Annotated in this window: 20 protein-coding genes and 1 tRNA gene; 17 read left to right on the top strand and 4 right to left on the bottom strand. The window is 74.6% G+C overall.

Going from position 1 to position 21,468, the window contains the following annotated elements:
- Nucleotides 1-13 precede the first annotated feature (13 nt).
- Nucleotides 14-1,273, top strand: a complete 1,260-nt coding sequence (gene clpX / locus VGL20_12085; GenBank protein HEY2704422.1) for an ATP-dependent Clp protease ATP-binding subunit ClpX — start codon at nucleotides 14-16, stop codon at nucleotides 1,271-1,273.
- A gap of 7 nt (nucleotides 1,274-1,280) precedes the next feature.
- Here the strand turns inward: clpX and VGL20_12080 are convergent, their stop codons facing one another.
- Nucleotides 1,281-2,372 (bottom strand): hypothetical protein, encoded by a 1,092-nt coding sequence (locus VGL20_12080; protein HEY2704421.1) that lies wholly within the window; start codon nucleotides 2,370-2,372, stop codon nucleotides 1,281-1,283.
- Nucleotides 2,373-2,482: 110 nt separating this feature from the next.
- On the opposite strand from VGL20_12080, the gene VGL20_12075 reads away from it, so the two are divergent.
- From VGL20_12075 to rsfS, 14 genes are all read left to right on the top strand, one after another.
- Nucleotides 2,483-3,073, top strand: a complete 591-nt coding sequence (locus VGL20_12075) for a hypothetical protein (protein HEY2704420.1) — start codon at nucleotides 2,483-2,485, stop codon at nucleotides 3,071-3,073.
- Nucleotides 3,074-3,130: 57 nt separating this feature from the next.
- Nucleotides 3,131-5,752 carry a valine--tRNA ligase gene (locus VGL20_12070; GenBank protein HEY2704419.1) on the top strand — a complete coding sequence of 874 codons (2,622 nt, stop codon included), beginning with the start codon at nucleotides 3,131-3,133 and terminating at the stop codon, nucleotides 5,750-5,752.
- Nucleotides 5,749-6,234, top strand: a complete 486-nt coding sequence (locus VGL20_12065) for a zinc ribbon domain-containing protein (GenBank protein HEY2704418.1) — start codon at nucleotides 5,749-5,751, stop codon at nucleotides 6,232-6,234. Before VGL20_12070 ends, VGL20_12065 begins: the two co-directional genes overlap by 4 nt.
- Nucleotides 6,235-6,266: 32 nt before the next feature.
- A complete protein-coding gene (locus VGL20_12060; protein HEY2704417.1) occupies nucleotides 6,267-7,925 on the top strand; it encodes a hypothetical protein in 1,659 nt (552 codons plus the stop codon).
- The gene (locus VGL20_12055) at nucleotides 7,922-8,557 is read left to right on the top strand and encodes a hypothetical protein (GenBank protein HEY2704416.1); all 636 of its coding nucleotides are present in this window, start codon (nucleotides 7,922-7,924) and stop codon (nucleotides 8,555-8,557) included. The genes VGL20_12060 and VGL20_12055 overlap by 4 nt, the downstream gene beginning before the upstream one ends.
- Nucleotides 8,554-9,813, top strand: a complete 1,260-nt coding sequence (locus VGL20_12050) for a hypothetical protein (GenBank protein HEY2704415.1) — start codon at nucleotides 8,554-8,556, stop codon at nucleotides 9,811-9,813. Before VGL20_12055 ends, VGL20_12050 begins: the two co-directional genes overlap by 4 nt.
- Entirely contained in the window at nucleotides 9,813-10,538 is a 726-nt protein-coding gene (locus VGL20_12045) for a hypothetical protein (protein HEY2704414.1), read from the top strand. The genes VGL20_12050 and VGL20_12045 overlap by 1 nt, the downstream gene beginning before the upstream one ends.
- A gap of 171 nt (nucleotides 10,539-10,709) precedes the next feature.
- Nucleotides 10,710-11,372: a Maf family protein gene (locus tag VGL20_12040; GenBank protein ID HEY2704413.1), complete on the top strand. Its 663-nt coding sequence runs from the start codon at nucleotides 10,710-10,712 to the stop codon at nucleotides 11,370-11,372.
- A 47-nt stretch (nucleotides 11,373-11,419) separates the two neighbouring features.
- Nucleotides 11,420-12,400: a hypothetical protein gene (locus VGL20_12035; GenBank protein HEY2704412.1), complete on the top strand. Its 981-nt coding sequence runs from the start codon at nucleotides 11,420-11,422 to the stop codon at nucleotides 12,398-12,400.
- Nucleotides 12,401-12,467: 67 nt separating this feature from the next.
- Nucleotides 12,468-12,956 (top strand): 50S ribosomal protein L21, encoded by a 489-nt coding sequence (rplU, locus tag VGL20_12030; protein HEY2704411.1) that lies wholly within the window; start codon nucleotides 12,468-12,470, stop codon nucleotides 12,954-12,956.
- Nucleotides 12,957-12,960: 4 nt separating this feature from the next.
- On the top strand, nucleotides 12,961-13,266 hold the full coding sequence (gene rpmA / locus VGL20_12025; protein ID HEY2704410.1) for a 50S ribosomal protein L27: 306 nt from the start codon (nucleotides 12,961-12,963) through the stop codon (nucleotides 13,264-13,266).
- A 1-nt stretch (nucleotide 13,267) separates the two neighbouring features.
- Complete coding sequence (gene obgE, locus VGL20_12020) at nucleotides 13,268-14,560, top strand: GTPase ObgE (protein ID HEY2704409.1); 1,293 nt, start codon at nucleotides 13,268-13,270, stop codon at nucleotides 14,558-14,560.
- Nucleotides 14,557-15,201, top strand: a complete 645-nt coding sequence (nadD, locus tag VGL20_12015; GenBank protein ID HEY2704408.1) for a nicotinate (nicotinamide) nucleotide adenylyltransferase — start codon at nucleotides 14,557-14,559, stop codon at nucleotides 15,199-15,201. The genes obgE and nadD overlap by 4 nt, the downstream gene beginning before the upstream one ends.
- Complete coding sequence (gene rsfS, locus VGL20_12010; GenBank protein ID HEY2704407.1) at nucleotides 15,198-15,542, top strand: ribosome silencing factor; 345 nt, start codon at nucleotides 15,198-15,200, stop codon at nucleotides 15,540-15,542. Before nadD ends, rsfS begins: the two co-directional genes overlap by 4 nt.
- Here rsfS and VGL20_12005 read toward each other — a convergent pair whose 3' ends face one another.
- The 3 genes from VGL20_12005 to VGL20_11995 form a co-directional block, all read right to left on the bottom strand.
- The gene (locus VGL20_12005; GenBank protein ID HEY2704406.1) at nucleotides 15,543-16,895 is read right to left on the bottom strand and encodes a rhomboid family intramembrane serine protease; all 1,353 of its coding nucleotides are present in this window, start codon (nucleotides 16,893-16,895) and stop codon (nucleotides 15,543-15,545) included. It abuts the gene before it with no gap.
- Between the two features lie 20 nt (nucleotides 16,896-16,915).
- Entirely contained in the window at nucleotides 16,916-19,432 is a 2,517-nt protein-coding gene (locus tag VGL20_12000; GenBank protein ID HEY2704405.1) for a transglycosylase domain-containing protein, read from the bottom strand.
- Nucleotides 19,433-19,499: 67 nt separating this feature from the next.
- A complete protein-coding gene (locus tag VGL20_11995; GenBank protein HEY2704404.1) occupies nucleotides 19,500-19,655 on the bottom strand; it encodes a hypothetical protein in 156 nt (51 codons plus the stop codon).
- Nucleotides 19,656-19,817: 162 nt separating this feature from the next.
- Between VGL20_11995 and VGL20_11990 the strand changes: the two genes are divergently transcribed.
- Both VGL20_11990 and VGL20_11985 read left to right on the top strand, forming a co-directional pair.
- Nucleotides 19,818-21,143 carry an ATP-binding protein gene (locus tag VGL20_11990; GenBank protein ID HEY2704403.1) on the top strand — a complete coding sequence of 442 codons (1,326 nt, stop codon included), beginning with the start codon at nucleotides 19,818-19,820 and terminating at the stop codon, nucleotides 21,141-21,143.
- Nucleotides 21,144-21,216: 73 nt separating this feature from the next.
- Nucleotides 21,217-21,289: transfer RNA gene (locus VGL20_11985), tRNA-Ala, on the top strand.
- Nucleotides 21,290-21,468: the final 179 nt, after the last annotated feature.

Genomic DNA, 21,468 nt, shown 5'->3' with positions numbered 1-21,468 from the left:
AGGTCATGCGCCGGTGAACGAGCGCGACGATCGCCGGCGCCACACCCGCTGCTCCTTCTGCGGAAAGGGACAGGAGCAGGTTCGGAAGCTGGTCGCCGGTCCCGGTGTCTACATCTGCGACCAGTGCATCGACCTCTGCCAGGAGGTGCTGGAGGAGGACAACCGCAGCACCGCGCAGAAGCGCACCAAGAGCGGGCTGATCCCCAACCCGCAGGTCATCTGCGCAGCGCTCGACCAGTACGTCGTCGGCCAGGAGCACGCCAAGAAGGTGCTCAGCGTCGCGGTGTACAACCACTACAAGCGCATCGCCCACTCCAAGACGGCGGGCGACGTCGAGCTGCAGAAGTCGAACGTGCTGCTGGTCGGCCCCACCGGGTGCGGCAAGACCCTGCTGGCGCAGACCCTCGCGAAGATCATCGACGTGCCCTTCAGCATCGCCGACGCCACCAGCCTCACCGAGGCCGGCTACGTCGGCGAGGACGTCGAGAACATCCTGCTGCGCCTGATCCAGGCCGCCGACTTCGACATCAGCCGGGCCGAGCGCGGGATCATCTACATCGACGAGATCGACAAGATCGCGCGCAAGTCCGACAACCCGAGCATCACCCGCGATGTCTCGGGCGAGGGCGTGCAGCAGGCGCTGCTGAAGATCCTCGAGGGGACGGTGGCCAACGTGCCCCCACAGGGCGGCCGCAAGCACCCCCACCAGGACTTCATCCAGATCAACACCACCAACATCCTGTTCATCTGCGGTGGTGCCTTCGACGGCCTCGAGAAGATCATCGAGCAGCGCATCGGCCACCGCGCCATCGGCTTCGGCAGCAAGCCGCGGTCGACCCGCACCAAGGACTCCACGAAGCTGCTGCGCGAGCTGCAGGCGCAGGACCTGCTCAAGTACGGCCTCATCCCCGAGTTCGTCGGCCGCCTCCCGATCACGGTGGCACTCGACTACCTCGACGAGGAGGACATCATCCGCATCCTCACCGAGCCGAAGAACGCCTTCGTCAAGCAGTACGAGAAGTTCTTCGCGCTCGACGACGTGGAGCTGGTGTTCCACGAGGGGGCGCTGAAGGCGATCGCCAAGCGTGCCCTGGAGCGCGGCACCGGTGCTCGCGGCCTCAAGTCGATCATCGAGGACGTCCTGCTGCACAGCATGTTCGACGTCCCCAGCCGTCCCGAGATCAAGCGCTGCATCATCACCGAGCAGTCGATCACCGACGGCATCGAGCCGCTGCTCCTCACCGAGGAGCCGCTCCGGGAGAGCACCGGCTGAAGCTTTTCTAGAGCAGCCCCAGCGCCACCGGCGCTGTGCTCAGACGGGTGGCACCGGCACCGGGGATGATCGTCCAGGTGCCGGGGTCGCCGCCCTCGATGCCGGTGGGCCGGTCGGCGAGGATGCGGTCGCCGGGCAGCCACGCCACCGGGATGAGCCCCGAGGCGGGGAGCGGGTGGACGGTGCCGTCGTGGCGGTCGACGAGGACGTCGGTCACCGGCTCGCTCGCCTCCGCGGTCGCCGGCGAGCCGGCAAGGGTCACCCAGAGCCCGTCGGGCGAGAAGAGGGCCGCGCCCGCCTGCTGGATCCCCGCAGGCATCCGCACCTCGGTCGGCGCGCCGCTGCGCGGCTGGATGCGCAGCCGCACCGGGCCGGCCTGGTTGGGACCCTCGCGGCCGTCGACGACGCAGGCGACGGTGCCGTCGGCGGCCAGGTCGCTGAAGGCGCAGGCCTCCGCGGTGAGCGGGCGGAGGCTGCCGCTGTCGAGGTCGAGCAGGCTGGTGGGCCCGAAGGTTCGCCGGAAGAGGACGTACCCGCCGATCCCCACCGGCTCGTCGCCGACCACCACGCCCCCGGCGGTCCAGGCCACCGGCTGCAGGGCGCGGCCGGCGGCGGTGTGCTCGAGGACCACCCGGTCGGGCTCGCCGACGCCGCCGCGGTGGATCCGGGAGGTGATGGTGCCGTCGCCGTGCTGGACCACCGAGGCGAACAGCCAGCCGCGGCCGTCGGGGCTGATCACCAGCCCGCGCACCAGCGCATCGGCGCCGCCGGCGGCGAGGGGCTCGACCAGGCTGAGCGCGACCGGGGCCGGGCCGCCGCCGACGCTGGCACCGAGCAGCCGCCCGGCCCCGGCCACCAGGACCCGGTGGCCTCCCACGGCGACCGCCTCGGCGTCGTCGGGGAGGGGCAGGCGGGCGGCCTCGACGCCGTCGAGCCCCACCAGCCGAACCGCGTTCGGCACCGATCCGAAGGGCGCCTCGAGCACCGCCACCAGCGGCGCGACCTGGGCCGCCCGGGACACCGGGGCGGCGGGACCGGGGTCGCGGCCGGGCTGACCGCAGCCGGCCGAGAGCACGCAGGCGGCAAGCACAGCGATCATGCGTCCCGCCGGCGACATCACCCAGCCCATCCTCCCTGTCGCGCCGGTCCGACCTCGGCGCTCTCCTCCGCCACGCTACCTCACCTGCACCTCGGGAACCAGTCGCAAACGTGCACCACCTCCGGTCCCACCCCCGGCTCGCCGGCCTCGCCGCAGTGCTTCTCGCCTGCCTGCTGACCGTCGCCGTCCTCGCCGCCCGGTCGCGGGCCGAGGGCGGCTGTGCGGCGGCGCCGCCGGTGCCCGACCTGCCCGCCCAGCTGCGCGCCCTCGGCGACTTCGACCAGCCCTACGACGTCACCATGCCCCGCACCCTCGAGGACGCCGCCCTGAAGGCGGCCTCGGCGCTGCACCCCGACCTCGCCGCGGCGACCTCGCTCGGCGGCCCGGTCGACATCGCCGCCCTCGACCCCGGCCGGCACGACGCGATCGTGTTCCCGCTGGGCACCAACCCCGGACCCGACGGTGCCCCGCGGACGATCGCGGGGCTCGCCGTCTTCCTCCGCTCCTGCGGCGACCAGGCCTACTTCTCGACCGTCGACGACCTCGCCGCGGCGCCGCCGGCGGCCTTCCCCGGGGTGACCCGGGAGCGCGCCGTGCGCCAGCTCGGCCCGGGGGCGCAGCCGGAGCTGGTCTACTCCACCACCCCGCTGCAGCCGAGCTGGCGGGACCGGCGCACCGGCGCGTCCATCCCGGCGGCGTAGGCGCGCTGACCGCCGCGGCGGCCCCTCTATACTCCGAGCCCTAGCCCAGGAGCCCTCATGGACAAGTCCTTCTCTCCCTCCGACGTCGAGCCGCGCTGGCGGGCGCGCTGGGAGGAGCTCGGGGTCGGCGTCGCCGACGCCACCACCGACCGCACCTCCTTCAGCATCGCGCTGCCGCCGCCGAACATCACCGGGGCGCTCCACATGGGGCACACCGCGTCGTTCTCGGTGCAGGACGTTCTCGCCCGGCACCGCCGGATGCGCGGCGACGAGGTGGAGTGGTGCCCGGGCACCGACCACGCCGCGATCGCCACCCAGAACGTGATCGAGCGCCAGCTCGCCTCCGAGGGCCTCACCAAGGAGGAGCTCGGCCGCGAGGCCTTCAGGGCCCGGGTGGACGCCTGGTACGAGGAGTACGGGGGGCGGATCTTCGAGCAGATGCGCCGCCTCGGCTTCTCCTGCGACTGGTCGCGGGCGCGCTTCACCCTCGACCCCGCCTACGTTCGTGCCATCCGTGTCGTCTTCAAGGAGCTCTACGACGAGGGGCTGATCTACCGCGGCCCGCGGATCGTCAACTGGTGCCCGCGCTGCCGCTCGGCGATCAGCGACGAGGAGGTGGAGTGGCAGGAGCACACCGACAGCCTGGTGCGCATCCGCTACCCCGTCGAGGGCGGCGGTGACATCACCATCGCCACGGTGCGGCCGGAGACCATGCTCGGCGACACCGGCGTGGCCGTGTCCCCGGGTGACCCCCGCTACGCGGAGCTGGTGGGGCGCCTCGTGGTGCTGCCGCTCACCGGGCGGCGGATCCCCATCTTCGAGGACGATGCGGTCGAGCCCGAGTTCGGCACCGGCGCGCTCAAGGTGACCCCGGCCCACGACCCCACCGACTACGACATCGGCCAGCGCCATGGCCTCCCGATGATCGGGGTGATCGCCCTCGACGGCACCATGGACGTGCCCGACCTGCCCCGCTTCCACGGGCTGTCGGTGAACCGCGCCCGCGCCGAGGTGACCGCTGCGCTGCGCGAGCTCGGCGCGGTGGTGGGGGAGGACGAGTACGTCCACTCGGTCGGCCACTGCGACCGCTGCAAGGGCGTGCTCGAGCCGCTGATCAGCGAGCAGTGGTGGGTGACGATGCGCCCGCTCGCCGAGCCCGCGATCGCCGCCGTCGAGGCCGGCGAGGTGAGCTTCCACCCGCGGCGCTTCGAGAACGTGTACCTGGACTGGATGCGCAACATCCGCGACTGGTGCATCAGCCGCCAGCTCTGGCTGGGCCACGCCATCCCGGTGTCGATCTGCGCCAACGGCCACCGCTTCGCCTGGGTCGAGCACCCCGAGGCATGCCCGGAGTGCGGCGGCGCCGAGCTCACCGACGACCCCGACGTGCTCGACACCTGGTTCAGCAGCGCGCTCTGGCCGTTCGCCATCTTCGGCTGGCCCGACGACACCCCCGACCTGCGCCGCTTCTATCCCACCGACGTGCTGGTGACCGCGCGCGAGATCATCTTCCTCTGGGTGGCGCGGATGATCATGACCGGCCTCCGCTTCGCCGGCGCGAAGCCCTTCAGCGACGTGATCATCAACAGCACGATCATGGCCGTCGACGGCTCGCGGATGAGCAAGTCGAAGGGCAACGTGATCGACCCCCTCGACATGATCGAGCGCTATGGCGCCGACGCGGTGCGTGCCTGGGCGGGCGCGGTGGGCACCTCCGGCCAGGACATGCGCTTCGACGAGAACCGCGTCGCCGGCTACCGGCTCTTCGCCAACAAGCTGTGGAACGCCACCCGCCTGCTGGTCACCCGGCTCGGTGACGGCGAGCGCATCGCCCGGGCGCCGGAGCTCGACCCCGCCACCCTGCACCCCGAGGACCGCTGGATCCTCGCCCGGGTCGCCGAGACCGTCGCCGCCTGCGACGCGGCGATCGCCGCCTACCGCTTCCACGAGGTGATGGAGCGGCTCTACGACCTCACCTGGCGCGGCTACTGCGACTGGTACGTCGAGATGATCAAGGGCCGGCTCGGCGACGACGCCGACCCCGCGTCCCGGGTCGCCGCGGAGTGGACCGCGGTGACCGTGCTCGACACCCTGCTCCGCCTCCTCCACCCGTTCATGCCCTTCGTCACCGAGGAGTGCGCGGTGCGGCTGCCCGGGGCGGCGCCGACGCTGCAGCAGCGGGAGTGGCCGGCGCCGCCGTCCTGGTGGCGGGAGGGCGCCAACGGCGCCGCCGCCGGGGTGGAGCGGGTGATGGAGCTGGTCGGGGCGCTGCGCCACGCCCGCCAGGAGGCCGGGCTTCCCACCGGCTTCAAGCAGCGCCAGCCGGTGACGCTGCGCACCGCCGACGAGAGCCTGTCGACCGACGACCTGCGCCGGCTGGTGGAGGCGCTGGTGGCGGTGACGGTGGTCGACGAGCTCCCCACCGGCACCGACCCGGTGCGGGTGGTGGCGGGGGGGACGGAGGCCGCCCTGGGCACCGGCGGGGCGCCGGTGGACCGGGCCCGCCTGGAGAAGCAGTGGCGGCAGGCACAGGCCCTGGTCGACCGCTACACCGCCCAGCTGGCCAACCCCCGCTTCGTCGACGGCGCTGGGCCGGAGATGGTGGAGAGGACCGGCCGCCTCCTCGCCGAGGCGATCGCCCAGCGCGACACCCTGCGCCGGCTGCTCGACCAGGGATGACCGCCCCGCCGGCTGCCCTCCTCGACTCCGCGGCGGGCACCCTGCTGGTGGTGGTCGTCGTCCTCTTCCTCGCGTTCTTCTGGATCGCGCTCGCCTTCTGGGCGGTGCGCGACGCCCGGCGCCGCAGCGAGTCGCCGCTGCTCGCCGTCTTCGCCGGGGCGGTCAACGTGCTGCCCTACCTCGGCCTGCTCCTCTACCTGGTGCTGCGGCCCCCCCACACCCTCGACGAGGAGCGCGCGCTCCTGCTCGAGGAGCAGGCGCTCACCGAGGGCCCGGTCGAGGTGGTCTCGCGGCCCTGCCCCACCTGCGGGCGCGAGATCGAGCTCGACTTCGTCATCTGCCCCTACTGCCGCACCCAGTTCGCCCGCCGCTGCCGTGGCTGCCAGCGCTGGCTGCGGCTGGGCTGGCGGGTCTGCCCGTACTGCGCCGAGGAGGTGGCCACCCCGGGGCGCGGCGGCAGCGGCCAGGCGGCCTCCTCCTGAGCCCCGGCCTCCGGCCGCTGCTCACCTGCGGGGTGCTGGTCGCTGCCACGCTGGCCCTGTATCCGCTGCCGCCGCGGGCCGCCCGGACGGCCCGGCTGCTGTCGCTCGCGGCGGTGGTGGCGGCGCTGGCGCTGCTCGCCTCCGACCTCCCCGTGGTGCTGCCCTCCGGACGGGTCGAGCGGTCGCTCGGCGACCTCGTCCCCGGGGCGGCGCTGGTGCTCCGCGCCGACCCCGCCGGGCTGACGGTGGCGATGATCGCCTGCGCGGTGACGCTGATGGCGCTCGCCGAGCCGCGGCGGAACCCGGTCGAGCGGGCCGGGCTGATGCTCTGCCTCACCGCCAGCTGCCTCGCCGCCCTCGCCGGCAACGCGGTGCTGCTCTTCGGCGGCCTCGAGCTCGGCAACGTCGGCGCCGTCCTGCTCGCCGCCGGCGCGGGGCCGCTGGGGCGCCGGGCGCGGATCGGCCTCGCCCTCCAGCACGCCGCCGCGCTCGGCCTCCTGGCCGCCGCCATCGAGCTCCAGAACGGGGTGGGCACCACCGACCTGAGCGCGCTCCCGGCCCGGGCCCTCACCTGGGGGACGGTTGCCGGGCCCTGGGCGCTCGCCGGCGCGGTGCGGCTGCTCGGGGCCGCCGGCCTGCCCTCCGTCCCGGGCCGGCGGGAGAGCTCGAGCTGGGTGGCGGTGGCCGCCGTCCCCACCGGCCTGATCGTGCTGCTCCGGCTCAGCGAGGCCGCCGGCGACGCCGGGCTGCCGCCGCTGGTGGCCGGCACCCTGGTGGCGGCGGGACTGGCGATCGGCCTCGCCGGGGCGGTGGAGGCGCTGCGCCGCCACGCCCTGCCCACCGCCGCCGGGCGGGCGCTGGCGTTGGCCGCCGCCGGCCCGGTGATCGCCCTCGCCGGGGTGGTCACCCAGCCGGCGCGGCTGGGGGTCGCCGCCACCGGGGTCGCCCTGCTTCTCGTGCTCGCCGCCGCGCCGGCCTGGGGGGCGGGCGGCGAGGAGGGGAGCGGCCGGGCCGCGGTCTGGCTGCGTGCCATGGCGCTTGCGGCCGCCGGCGGCCTGCCCCTGGGGATCGGCACCACCGCGCTCGTCATGGGCGCGGGCGCGGCGCTGCCCCAGGGACCGCTGGGGGCGGCGGCGGGCAGCGGGGTGGCCGCCGTCGGGCTGCTGACCGCCGCCGCCGGGGCGGCCGCGGCGCGCTCGACGCTCGCCTCGGCGCCGTCGGGGCTGGCCTGGGGGCGTCCCCGGGTCGACGCCCTGCTCGCGGTGGTGAGCGGCGCGGTGCTCGGCCTCCTGCCCGGGCTCGCCCTCGGCGGGATCATCGACCCGCTCGCCGACGCCGGCACCTCGGGCGTGGTCGACGCCGGCGCGGTGCTGGGCGCGGGCGGTGGCTGGCCGGGCGGATACCTCGAGCTCGCCGCCCTGCTGGCGGTGGTCGCCGCCGCCTCCGCCGCCGCGATCGAGGGTGTCGCCACCCCCGGGCGCGAGCCGGGCCGCCCCGGGCCGCCGCCCCCAGCGCTGGTCGACGCCTGGCCGTCCCTGGGGCGGGCGCTGCCGGGCCTGGTCTCCCGCGGGCTGGCGGCGGCGGGGAGGGGGATCCACGTGCTCGTCTCCGTCGACCGCTGGCTGGTCACCCAGCCGGGCCTGGTCGTGGTCCTCGCCGGCGTCGCCGCCTGCCTGTTCATCTTCCGATGAGCCAGACCCTGATCGCCGCGCTCGGCTTCCTCGGCGGCGCCGTCGCCGCCCTCGTCGACGGGCACCGGGCGGTGGGCATCGCCGCGCTGGTGGTCGGTCTGACCCTCGCCCCCTCGGCGGCGAGCGTCGGCGGCCTGCCCGCCGCGGCGGTGGTGATCGGCGCCGGGCTGACCGCGGCGCTGCTCGACCCGGCGGCCGGCCAGGGCGCACGGCGGATGGGCAGGGTGGCCGGGCTCGACCCGCTGGTTCCCGTGGTGGCGCCGCGGGAGGCGCTCTTCGGCCCCCGCAGCATCCGTGCCGCGGCCGCGGCGCTGGCGCTGGTGGCCGCGTCGTGGGTCAGCCTCAACGTGCTCGTCGGCGCCGCCGGAACCGCCCAGGGGGCGGTCTTCGCCGCCGCCTACACCTGGCTGGTGGGGGCGATCCGGCTGCTCCGCGCCCGCGCCCTCGAGGACCTGCTGGTCGGCGCCGCCACCGTCGCCCTCGCCGGGGCGGTGGCCTGGATCCTCGAGGCGGGGCCGAGCGCCCTGCCCGAGGCGATGGCGGCCGCCGCCCTGGCTCCCGCGGCCGCGGTCACGGCCGGCTGGCTGCGCGGCCGCCACCACCGCGCCGCCGCTCCCGAGGCGGGGGTGTGACCCCGATGCTGCTGGCCGGCGTGTGGGTGGCGGGCGGTCTCACCGCGCTCCTCCTCGGCCCGCTGCGGCACCGCCGCCGCCTGGCGTGGACGGTGCCCGGGATCGCCGGTCTCTGCGCTCTCGGGGTCTCGACGACCGCACCCTGGCCGGGCCCGGCCGCCTCCGCCCGCTACGGCGCCAGCCTCGCCCTCGGCCGGCCCGCCGCCGGGCTGATGGTGGTCGCCGGGCTCGCCCTCGCGCTGACCCTGGCGCTGGCGCCGCGGCTCGACGGCGGCGAGGTGCTCACCGCCTGCGCCGCCGGCGCCGCCTGCGCGGTCGCCCTCTCCGCCACCGTCGCCATCGTCTGGGCCGTCGCCATCGCCGTCGCGGTCGCGACCATCACGGTGCGGTGGATCACCACCGCGCCGCACCGGGCCACCCTCGCCGCCGGGCGCATCGCCGGCCTCGGCGCGGCCGCGCTGATCGCCGCCGCCGCCTTCCTCCCCGGCGCCGGGCCCACCCTCGACGCCCGCACCGCGCTGGCCGGTGGCTGCCTTGCCGCCGGGGTGTCGGCGCTGCTCGCACTGCTGCCGCTGGGGGGCTGGGCGGCCGCCTCCACCGGGGTGGTGCGCGGCGCCGACGTCGCCCCGTGGGCGCTGCTGGTGGCGCCCACGGTGCTGCTCGGCACCACCGTGCTGCTCCCCGGGCTGCCCCCGGGGGCCCGCAACCCCTTCGCCAACGTGCTTCTCTGCCTGGGGGTGGTGAGCGCGGCCTGGGGCAGCCTGATGGCGCTGCGATCGACCGAGCCGGCCCGCTACGGGCGGGTGCTGATCGCCGACCTCGCCCTCGCCGCGGCGGGGCTGGGCAGCACCCACGCCTCCGGGCGGCTGGGCTGCTTCGTGCTCGTGCTCACCCACATGGGCGCCGGCCCGCTGCTCCTCCACAGCGCCCGCTCCGCCCTCGACCGGCAGCGGCGGCTGGCCTGGCTCAGCCTGTCCGGGCTGCCCCCCACCCCTGCCTTCTGGGGCCGCTACCTGGTGCTCCTCGGCCTGGCGGCGGCCAACGGCACCGCCCTGCTCGCCGGGCTGGTCGCCTCGGCGGCGCTGCTGGGCACGGCGGCGCGCGCCCTCGCCGGGGGCTGGCGGCCGGGCGATTCCCTGCCCGCGCCGCGGGTGACCCGGCTGCTCGCCTGGTCGGTGGCGCTGGGGCTGCTCGGGCTCGGGCTCGCCCCGGACTGGCTCACCACCGGCGTCTTCGGCAACGGGGTGAGCGGCTGATGGACGCCCTCGCGCTGCTCTCCGCGGCGGCCGCGGTGCTGCTCTACCCCGGTGGCGCCTACCTCGCCGGGGCGGCGCTGCTCGCCGGCGGCCGGGCGGCGGTGGCGCCGGCGCGGTGGACCGCGCCGGCGGCGGCGGGGGTGGTCTGCGCCGGGCTGGCCGCGGCGCTGCTGCCGCTGCCGGGCAGCCCGGCGAGCAGCCTGCCGGGGCGCTCCGGCCCCGCCCCCAACCTGCTCGGCATGCTCGTGCTCCTCGCCGCCGCGGTGGCGCTGACCGGACCGGTGCGCTGGTCGCCGCCCCGGCTGCTGGTCGCCGCCGCCGCGACCGTGCCCGCGCTCGCCCTCGCCGCCGCCGGCGCCACCTTCAGCCTCCCGGTGATCGTCGGTCTCCCCGGCACCCGGGTCGCGCTGGCTCGCGACCTCGCCGCGGTCGCGGTGCTGGTTGCCGCCCCGCTGCTGCTGCCCGACGAGCCGGGGAGCTCGCCGGCTCCGGCCCGCGCCCTGGTGCTCGGGGTGGTGGTGCTCGCGGGGATGTCCCTGTGGGCGCCGGCGGCGCTGCCCCGCCTCCCCGGCGCCGCCGCGGCGCTGGTGGTGCTCGCCGCCGTCGCGGTCCACGGGCGGCTGGCGCCGGGGCTGGGCCGGCGCGCCGTCCGGCAGGCCGCCGCGGTGGCCGCCCTGGCCGGGCTCGCCGCCGTGGTGCTGGGCGCGATGGCCGGCCGGCCGTGACCGCGCACCGCCTCCACATCCCTCACCTGTGCGGAAACCACAGCCTCAAACTTGATACCATATGAACGGTTTCTCGTCGCCGCGCCCGGCGGGCACGGTGGCTCCTCTCCCGATCTCCCGCCGCCGGCCATTAGAAGTGAGTCTCACGGACCGCCTGAGCACGCGCCGCCGATGACACGCATTGTTCTCGCCTCATCCAGCCCTCGCCGGCGCGAGCTGCTGAGTCGCATCGGTGTCCGCTTCACCGTCGTGACCCCGCCGTCCGAGGAGATCAGCCCTCCCTCCGGGATGTGCAGCGATCTCGCCGTCCAGCTGGTGGCACGTCACAAGGCGCTGTCGGTGGCCCGCACCCAGGCGGTGGGCACCTTCGTCCTCGCTGCGGACACCGCGGTGGTGGGGCCGAGCGGCCTGATGGGCAAGCCCGGCACCCCCGAGCGGGCCCGCCAGATGCTCGACGAGCTCAAGGGCACCCGCCACACCGTCCTCACCGGCATCTGTGCCATCGCCGCGCCCAACGGGGCCGAGGCGCTGGGCGTGAGCCGCTCCGCGGTCCGGATGCGGATGATCGACGACGCCGACCTCGACGCCTACGTGGCCTCGGGCGAGCCCCTCGACAAGGCCGGCGGGTACGCCATCCAGGGCGGCGCCGGGGACTGGATCGAGGCGGTGGGCGGCCGGGTCGACACCGTGGTCGGGCTCGACGTCACGCTGGCGCTCCGGCTGCTCGCCGAGGTCGGCTATCCGATGCCGCTGCCCAGCGCCGCCGACGTGCCGCTGCAGCCGCGCTCGGTCCGGCGGCCGCTCTCGCCGCTCAGGACCCCGAGCCGGGTCTGAGCGCGGGCTCTCGCCGCGCACTGGCGTGGCTGCTCCCCCTGCTGGTGGTGCTCGCGGCTCTGCCCGCGCTGCCCGGCTGCGGCAGTGGAAGCCTCAGCAGCCTGATCGTCAGCCTCACCAGCGGCGAGAACGGCGCCACCGTCAAGGCGGGGGACACCCCGACCTACACGCTGAGCATCGTCAACGGCGGTCCCCAGGCGGCGAGCGGGGTGAGCGCCCGCGTCGACCTCCCCGACGGGGCCACGTACGTCGCCACCAACAGCATCGACATCGACCCCTACGGGGTGCTGCGGACCCTGCCCCAGGATCCCGGGGTGCGCACCAACAACCCCTCCTGGGGGGTGTGGACCCTGAACGCGCCGGTGAGCCAGGCCGACGGGACGGTGCGCCGCCCCCACGTCACCATCACCTTCACGATCGCCGTGAAGTCGAAGCCGGGCACCTTCGCGGTGACCCCCCACGTCTTCAGCGACAGCGCCGACGGCGAGCTGGTGGGCAAGCCCGCCGACCTCAAGGTCGGTCCCTCCGGCCACCTCAACATCAGCATCGCGGCGGTGCCCAACCGGGTCAAGCGCGAGGACGACGTCACCTACCTGCTCACCGTGACCAACGACGGCAGCGGGCCGTCGTCGGGGGTCGACGTGCTGATCACCCTTCCCGACATCCTCGCCTTCCAGAAGACCGAGCGCCTGGGCGGGAACGCGACCCGGAGCAACGCCACCGACCCGGCGCCCAACGCGGTGGTGCTGGACTACGGAGGCTGGACCATCCCGCCCGCGGGGAACGCCGGGCCGGGGCGGCTGACGGTGGTCTTCAGGGCCCACGTGGTGCCCTCCGCCTACCTGGGCCGCTACCCCGTGACCGTCCAGGTCAGCGAGGCCAACGGCACCGTGACCTCGGTGCCCGACACCGCGCCGATCAACATCGACGCCCCGCCGCCGCCCACCCCGTCGCCGTCGCCCTCGCCGAGCGCCTCGCCGACGGCGCGCGGACTCCACCGTCCGAGCCCGTCGCCGACCGGGCACTGAGCCCGGGCATGCTATCCTCACGCGTCGCGCTGGCCGGGCATTCCGGCAGAGTCCGGTCGGCCCGGACGTGCGCCGCAGCATCTCGGGAGCTCGCATGTACGCCATCGTCCAGCAGGGGGGCCACCAGTACCGGCTCGCCCCGGGTGACCGCTTCCTCGTCGACCGCGTGGCCGCCGAGGTGGGGTCGATGATCGCCCTGGAGCCCGTGCTCCTCCTCGGCGACGCCGACGGCGCCGGCTCCGGGATCGACGCCGCCCAGGGCGCCCGCGTCGCCGCGGTCGTCGTCGGGCACCGTCTCGGACGCAAGCTGCGCGTCTACAAGTACAAGGCGAAGAAGCGCTACCGGCGCACCCAGGGCCATCGCAGCCGGTATACCGAGCTGCGCGTGGAGGCGCTGCTCACCGCCGGCCAGCCGCTGCCCAGCCCGGGCGCGCCCGCCGCCGCCGGTGTGGAGGCCCCCGCCCCCGCCCCCGCCCGGCGCCGCGCCCCGAAGGCCGCCGCCCCGGAGGCGGTGGAGCCGCAGGTCACCGGCACGGCCGGCGACACGGAGGACTGACCCGATGGCTCACAAGAAGGGCGGTGGCAGCTCGCGCAACGGCCGCGACAGCGCCGGCCGCCGGCTCGGAGTGAAGCGCAACGCCGGCCAGCTCGTGCTCGCCGGGACGATCATCGTGCGCCAGCGGGGCACCCGCATCCTCGCCGGCGACAACGTCGGCGTGGGCCGCGACCACACCCTCTACGCGCTGCGCTCGGGGACGGTGGCATTCGACAAGACCCGGGGCGACCGCTCCCGGGTCAACGTGCTCGAGCTGCCGCTGCTCCGGGTCGGCAACATGGACGCCGCGCTCGCACCGGCCGCGGACTGAGCTGTTCCTCGACGAGGTCGTCCTCGAGGTCACGGCCGGGGACGGGGGACGCGGGTCGGTCAGCTTCCGCCGCGAGCGCTACCAGCCCAACGGCGGCCCCGACGGCGGTGACGGCGGTCGCGGCGGCGACATCGTGCTCGTCGCCGACCCCCAGGCCAGCACCCTCGGCGCCTTCCGCGACCGGCGCCGCTTCCGTGCCGAGAGCGGCCGGGCCGGCGCCGGGGCGCTGAAGGCGGGGCGCGCCGGCGCCGACCTCATCCTCGAGGTGCCGGTGGGCACGGTGGTGCGCGACCTCGACGAGGACCAGGTGCTCGCCGACCTCGCCGTCGCCGGCGAGCGGGTGGTGGTGGCCCGCCACGGTCGCGGCGGCCGCGGCAACGCCCGCTTCGCCACCTCGGTGCACCAGGCGCCGCGGATCGGCGAGCTGGGGGAGCCCGGCCAGCACCGCCGCATCGAGCTGGAGCTGAAGCTGATCGCCGACGTCGGGCTGGTGGGACTGCCCAACGCCGGCAAGTCGACGCTGCTGGCGGCGCTCACCGCCGCCCATCCGAAGATCGCCGCCTACCCCTTCACCACCCTCGAGCCCAACCTCGGCGTCGCCGAGATCGAGGGCGGCCGCACCCTGGTCTTCGCCGACGTGCCCGGCCTCATCGAGGGCGCCCACCTCGGCGCCGGGCTCGGCATCGACTTCCTCCGCCACCTCGAGCGCACCCGGGTGCTGGTCCACGTCGTCGACGCCTCCGCGGGGGAGGAGGCGGCGCGGGCGGCGCTGGCGGCGGTGCGCGCCGAGCTGCTGTCCTTCAGCGAGGTGCTCGCCGCCCGTGAGGGCCTGGTCGCGCTGAACAAGGTGGACGTGCACGAGGGGCGGGAGGCCGCGGCCGCGCTCGCCGCCGCCGAGCCCGCGTCGCTGGCGATCTCGGCGGCCGGCCGTGAGGGGGTGCAGGAGCTGCTGGGACGGGTGGCCAGGCTGGTGATCGAGGCGCGCCGGGCGGCCGCGGTCACCGCCCCGCCGGGGTCGGCGAGCGGCGAGCACCGCATCTATCGCCACCGTCCCCGGCGTCTCGGCGACGTCGTCGTGGTGCGCGAGGACGACGCCTGGCGGGTGAGGGGCGAGGCCCTGGAGCGCGAGGTGGCGATGACCGACCTCAACTCCGAGGAGGCGGTGACCCGGATGCAGCGCCGGCTCAAGGTGGCCGGCGTCGACGCCGCGCTCGCCGCGGCGGGCTGCGTCGGGGGTGACACCGTGCGCATGGGGCGCGCCGAGTTCACCTACGTGGAGGAGCCCACCGAGTGAGCGACCCCGGCCGGGTGGTGGTGCTCGGCGGCACCTTCGACCCCGTCCACCTCGGCCACCTCGCCGCCGCCGAGCAGGCCCGCGACCTCGCCGGCGCCGCCGAGGTGTGGCTGGTGCCCGCCAACACGCCGCCGCATCGCGGCGCCACCATCGCCAGCCCCGCCGACCGCCTCGACCTGCTCCGCGCCGCCATCGCGGGCCGCGAGCGGATGCGGGTGCTCGACCACGAGCTGCGCCGCCCCGGCCCGTCCTACACCGCCGACACCCTCGCCGAGCTCGCCGCCGAGCACCCCGGCACCGAGATCTGGTTCGCCCTCGGCACCGACGCCGCCCGCGACATCCCCACCTGGCACCGCCGCGACGAGGTGCTGGAGAGCGCCCGCTTCCTGCTCCTCAACCGCGGCGGGGTGGGCGAGGTCGACGCCGCCGAGGCGGCGGCGCTGGGGTTCCACCCGGGTCGCACCCTGATCGTCCACATCGACTCGCCGCCGATCAGCGCCACCGAGGTGCGGCGCCGCGCCGGCGCCGGTCTCGGCACCGACGGGCTGGTGCCCGGCCCGGTGGCCCGGCTCATCGAGGAGCGCGGCCTCTACCGGCCGGTCGCGGCCTCGGGGCCGCCGTGGGATAATCCCGCCGGATGACGCCGACCGAGCTCGCCGCCCTGATCGCCGCGGCCGCAACCGACCGGAAGGCGCGCGACGTGGTCACCATCGACCTCCGGGGCAAGACCACCATCGCCGATTTCTTCGTGATCTGCGAGGGGGACACGGACCGGCAGGTTCGCGCCATCGCCGACAGCGTCGAGGAGGCCTGCCGGGGAGCCGGGGTGCGGCCGCTCTCGACCGCCGGGCTGAAGGACGCGTCCTGGGCCTGCCTCGACTACGACGCCGTGGTGGCCCACATCTTCCTGCCCGGCGAGCGCGTCTTCTACGACCTCGAGGGCCTCTGGCAGGCGGTGCAGAGCACCCGCGAGGTCGGCTGATCAGTTCACCGGGGGGAGGTCGCCCGCCGACTGGATGAGGATGCCGGCGGCGTGGTGGACGCCGAAGCCCAGGGCGACGACCGCGGCGGCCACCACGGCCACCAGCACCCCGCGCTCCACCAGCCGCAGGCGCCGGCCGCCCACCGCCTCCACCGGCGGGACCACCAGGCCGAGGACCACGCCGGCCAGGAAGCCGCCCACGTGGACCCAGTTGTTCACGTTCTGGACGAAGTTGAACAGGCTGAGGACGACCACGAAGACGCTGTAGCCGATCGCGTACTGGCGGATCGACGAGGCGATGCCGACGGGCACGTCCTTCCCCTGCACCCTGCCGAGCATCACCAGCAGACCCATCAGACCGAGGATGCCGCCGGAAGCGCCCAGGCCGGGGGCGGGGGAGGTGAGCCCGGCCGCGGTGGCGGCCATCCAGAAGAGGTCGCCGAGGGCGGCGGTGAGCAGGAAGGTGCCGAGCAGCACCAGCCGTCCGAAGAGCTGCTCGACGAGGCCGCCGAGCAGGAAGAGGGCCATCGCGTTGCCGAGGATGTGGAGGATGTTGGTGGGGTCGTGGAGGAAGTCGCTGGTGACCAGACGCCACCAGTTGTCGAGGGTGAGGCCGCAGTCGGTGGTGACCGTCCCCGAGCAGACCGCGCCGAGGTCGATCTCGGTCACCGGAGCGCCGCCGTGGACGGAGTGGAGCACGGCCTTCTCGACCAGGTAGGCCACCACCATGACCGCGATCAGCCCGTAGGTGACCACCGGCCGGGTCACCATCGCCCGGCGGGTGGGGGCGGTGTAGCCGGCGGCGACGGTCTGCCGCTCGGCGAGGTCGACCGCGGCGAGGGTGGGGGCGGGCCGGCCCTGGCGCAGTGAGCGGATGTGGTGGCGCAGCTCGGCGGCGCTGGGCAGGCCCCGGGGGAGGGGCAGCAGCACGTCGACCGTGCCCGCCTCCTGGATGGCGACGGCGCCCACCCGCACCGCCCCGCCCCCGTCCCCGGCCGGCGCCGGCCCGGGCACGGTGCCGAAGGCGATGAGGAGGATGTCGCAGCGCTCCGCGTCCTGGGCGCTCAGCCGCGCCTCGCCCCAGCGCAGCGCCGCCGACCGGCGCTCCTCGAGGTCCCGGGTGGCGGCGGCGGGGTCGTCCGGCGGGCGGTAGAAGCCGACGTAGGCGGCTCGCCGTCCCGTCCAGGCGGCGGCGCCGAAGGGGTAGGCGCCCCCCAGCTCGCCGAGCCGGGCGTCGCGCGGATCGGTGAGGCGGAGGTGGTACCGGGTGACCAGCTCGAGGCCGATGGCGAGGGCCAGCGGCGGGGGCTCGGGCACCGGGCTCGCCGGGTCGGGCCCCGGGGTCTCGTGCACCCGGGCAGTGTATCCGCGGCTTAGGGTTGGGTCGGTGGCGGCGGGTTGGCCGTGGGCGCCGGCGCGGGAGCGGCCGGCGGCGGTGCGGTGCCGGTGCCCGGGGCGGTGGTGCCGACGTAGCGGCAGGGGTTCGACGGGTCGGCGGCGGCGCCGTAGTAGTAGCAGCCGCCGCCGGCGATGTCGGGGTTGCCGCTGCCGGTGCTGGTGGCCGGCGGCGGTCCGGTGGTGCCGGGCAGGAAGAAGGTGGTGTCCTCGCCGGGGCCGCTGCCGACCACGTCGTTGGGGCGCGGGTACCAGTCCTTGGGCTGGTCGGCGAGCGCCTCGCTCATGTACGCGTGCCAGATCGGCGCGGCGCCGGTGATGCCGGTCGAGCCCTCGAGGTGGCCGCAGTGGTCGTCCTTCGGCGAGAGGCCGAAGTGGGCGAGGTCGGCGGGGCTCAGCGGGTCGTCGAGCTGGTCGCCCAGGCGGGCGCGCACGTCGGCCTTGGCGCGGTCCTCGGGCTTGAGGCAGGAGCCGGAGGGGTTGCCGACCCACACCACGTTGACGAGCGTCGGGGTCCAGCCCAGGGTCCAGTTCGCCGAGAAGAACTCCGTGGTTCCGGTCTTGGCGCTCACCCGGCGGTCTGGGAGGGTCAGGTCGCCCTTCGGTCCGAAGGCTGCATAGCGGTTGGAGTCGTTACTGGTGATCTGGCTGATGATGTACGCGGCGTTGGCAGGGATCACCCGGTGGCCCTGGTCCTTGGCGTCGAGCGCGTAGAGCACCTTCCCGCGTGCGTCGGTGATCCGCACCACCGGGGTGGGGTCGTGGTGGACGCCCATCGCGGCAATGGTGCTGATGCCGTTGGCCATCTCCAGCGGGCTGACGCCGTAGGTGAGGCCGCCGAGGGTGGCGGCGAACTGGTTGGGTTTCGGCCGGTTCCGGGGATCCTTGAGCGAGGTGAGCCCGGCGGCGATCTCCAGGTCGGTGATGGTGGGAATGCCCACCGCCGCCTCCACCTTGACGGCGGGGATGTTGTACGAGTTCCCCAGGCAGCGCATCAGCGGGCACACGCCGTGGTAGCTGTGGTCGTAGTTCTTGGGCGAGTAGCCGCTGTTGGAGCCGTCGTCGAGCCGGATCGGCCCGTCGACGATCGGCGTGGTCATCGTGAACTTCCGGGTCGCGATCGCGGTGGTGTAGGTGAACACCTTGATCGTCGATCCCGGCTGCAGCGGACGGGTGGCCATGTTCAGCTGGCCGACCCCGGCGTTGTTCGGATCCCAGGCGCCGACCATTGCGACCACCGCCCCGTTGCGCGGGTCCATGCTCACCATCGCCGCGTCGTGGGCGTTGTAGCGGTCGTAGATCTTCTGGATGCCGTCGTGGACGCTCTTCTCCGCGATCGCCTGCTTCTTGGCGTCGAGGGTGGCGGTGATGGTCCAGCCGCCGGGCTTGATGTAGGCGTCGCCGAAGTGCTGGTCGAGGTACTGGCGCAGGTAGATCATGAAGTTGGTCACCGACGGCTCGCTCTCGCCGGCGGCGTGGAACACCAGCGGCTGCTGGTAGGCGAAGCTCGCCTGCTGCTGGGTGATGTCGCCGTTGTTCACCATCGCCTGCAGCACCACGAGCTGGCGCGCCTTCGCGTTGGGGTTCACCGACTGCCCGGCGGGATGGTCGAGCGGGTTGAGATAGACCGGCGAGTTCGGCAGCCCGGCGAGCATCGACGCCTCGGCGAGGTCGAGGTCGCGCGACCTCTTCTGGAAGTAGGTCTGCGCCGCCGACTCGATGCCGATCGAGTGGTTCCCGAACGAGACCCGGTTGAGGTACATCTCGAGGATCTGGTTCTTCGAGAAGTTGTTCTCGATCTCGATGCCGAGGATCAGCTCCTTCACCTTGCGGTCGAGCGACCGCTCCGGCGAGAGGAAGCTGATCTTCGCAAGCTGCTCGGTGATCGTCGACGCGCCCTGGGTGGCGCCGGTGTGGCGGACGTCGTCCCATCCCGCCTTGACGATGCGGGGCAGGTCCCACGAGCCGTTCTCGTAGAAGTGCCGGTCCTCGACGTCGACGGTGGCCAGCTTCACCCACCGCGACACCTGGTCGATCGCGATGTGCTGGTGGCGGTTGCCGTTGTCGTGGAGGAGGCCGATCAGGGTGCCGTTGCCGTCGACCACCCGGGAGTCGAGGGGGGGCTCCATGCCTGCAAGGGTCTGGGCGTCGGGCAGCCCGGTCTTGTAGCCCTGGTAGGCGGCGTACACGGCGGCGACACCGGCGAGACCGCAGCCGCAGATCACCGCCAGGAGGATGAGCCCGATGCGCAGGGCCCGCATCTGCGGGGTGCGGCGCTGCCGGAGGGCGTGGCCGGTGCTCGCGCTGGCCCGCTGCCGGCGGGTCCGTGGCTGGCCCGGCACCCGCGGCGGCATCCCGGTGCGGGCGCTCCGCCGCTGGCGGCGGACCCCAGGCGGCAGCACCGCGCCCCGAGGTCGCGCCGGCGACGGAGGGGGCGGGGTGGCTCCCGGCGGGCCGGGACGGGCGGGGAGGGGAGGCTCGTTGAAGCGTCGCATGGGGTGGATGGCGCCTCTGGGGCGCATCCGGCCAACGGGCAGGGCCCGCCTCCGGGTACGGGAGTGATCAGCGCGGCCGGTTGACGACCGCCACGATATACAGCGCGAGGACCAGGCTGAGGAGGAGGAAGCCGGCGATCACCAGCCCCACACCCTCCTCGATCCAGAACGGCCCGACCCGACGCCGGCCCGGATGGCCCTGGTCGAGGGGGACATCTGGCATGGGGTGACGGTAGCACGCCGGCCCGTGGGCGATGCCCAGCCCTGGATCCGTGCAGCGGGGGCCGGGATCTCGCCGTCCGATCCGGCGGTCACGGCTGGAACGGTCCGATGACGGTCGGGTGCGCACCCTCGTCGCAGAAGGAGCCGATGCGAGACTCCAGCGATGCCCATCCTCCCCGTCACATCCGCGGCCAACGCCGCCACCACCGTCGCCTACCCGCCGGTTCCGCGGAACGTGGAGGCGACCGGCCTCCCCTTCAGCTTCCTCTCCGACCTGGTGCTGAAGGTCCTCTACTTCCACGGCAGCATGCTGGGCGGGGACATCGCCCGCCACGTCTGCCTGCCCTTCTCCCTGGTCGAGACCACGTTGAAGTTCCTGGCCGACGAGGGGTACTGCGCGAGCACCGGGGTGCGGATGGCCGCCATGAACGCCGGGGAGTCGATCGCCACCGGCATGCAGTTCCTCATCTCGAGCGCCGGCCGCGCCCGCGCTCGCGAGCTGATCCAGCTCAACCAGTACGCCGGCCCGGCGCCGGTGCCGGTCGAGGCGTACACCGCCGTCGCCGAGCACCAGGCCGCGTCCGACCTGCGCATCGACCGCGAGGCCCTGCTGGGCGCCCTGGACCACCTCGTGCTCTCCGACGACCTGCTCGGACGCCTCGGCCCCGCCCTGAATGCCCGCCAGGCGATCTTCCTCTACGGACCTCCGGGAAACGGCAAGACCTCGATCGCGGAGTCGTGCGCCGGCCTGCTCGGCGAACCGGTGTTCGTGCCCCGTGCGCTCTACGTCCACGGCGAGGTCATCCGCTTCTTCGACCCCGTCCACCACATCGAGGTGGCCCACGGGCTGCCCCTCCACGACCGGCGCTGGAAGCTGGTCGAGCGCCCCGTGGTCAAGGCGGGCGGGGAGCTGCTGCCACGGATGCTCGACCTCGGCTTCGATCCGCTGCTCGGCTTCTACGAGGCGTCGCTCCAGCTCAAGGCCAACGGCGGCCTCTTCCTCGTCGACGACTTCGGCCGCCAGCAGCACATGCAGCCGCCCGACCTGCTGAACCGGCTGATCGTGCCCCTGGAGCGGGGAATCGACCACCTCAACATCGCCCGAGCGGGGACGAGCATTGCGGTGCCCTTCACCACCCTCCTCATCCTCTCCACCAACCTGAAGCCGAGCGACCTCATGGACGAGGCCTTCCTGCGGCGGGTGCGGTTCAAGGTGCTGGTGCCCGACCCCACCGAGGAGGAGTACCGGGAGATCTGGCGCCGGGAGTGCGAGCGCAACGAGGTCGCCTGGGAGCCCTGGGCGGTCGACGAGCTGCTCGAGCGCCAGTACCGCCAGGTGGGCCGCGCCCTCCACGGGGTGCACCCCCGCGACCTGCTCGACCACGTCGTCCACGCCGCCCGCTACCGGGGTGAGCCCGCCGAGCTGACCGCGGCGACGCTCGACCTGGCCTGCGACACCTACTTCGTGCACGGCGCCGAGGCCTGGTAGGACCGCTGCGGTTGGGGGCTCCGAGGGGCCCCTGGGGCCTATACTGCGGCTGCCCTGCGGGCCGGTCGACCCTGGGGCGGTAGCTCAGCTGGGAGAGCGCTGCCCTCGCACGGCAGAGGTCAGGGGTTCGAATCCCCTCCGCTCCACATCCGGGGTCGACACCGAGAGTCGTATTCGAATCCAGGGCTCTGAGTTCCTCCGACCTGGGCTGACCACGCCCTCCGGTTGACAGTGGAAATAGGTGTGCGATGATCGCACCTACAAATCTGCCTTTGTAGGTGCGAGGCCCCATCCTCATGACCGAGGTCCCAGCTCATCTCCGGCC

The organism is Candidatus Dormiibacterota bacterium, from assembly GCA_036495095.1.
Taxonomy (GTDB): Bacteria; Chloroflexota; Dormibacteria; order Aeolococcales; family Aeolococcaceae; genus CF-96.
The sequence above is the reverse complement of the archived record's forward strand: the minus strand, read 5'-3'. Positions and strand labels throughout refer to the sequence as shown.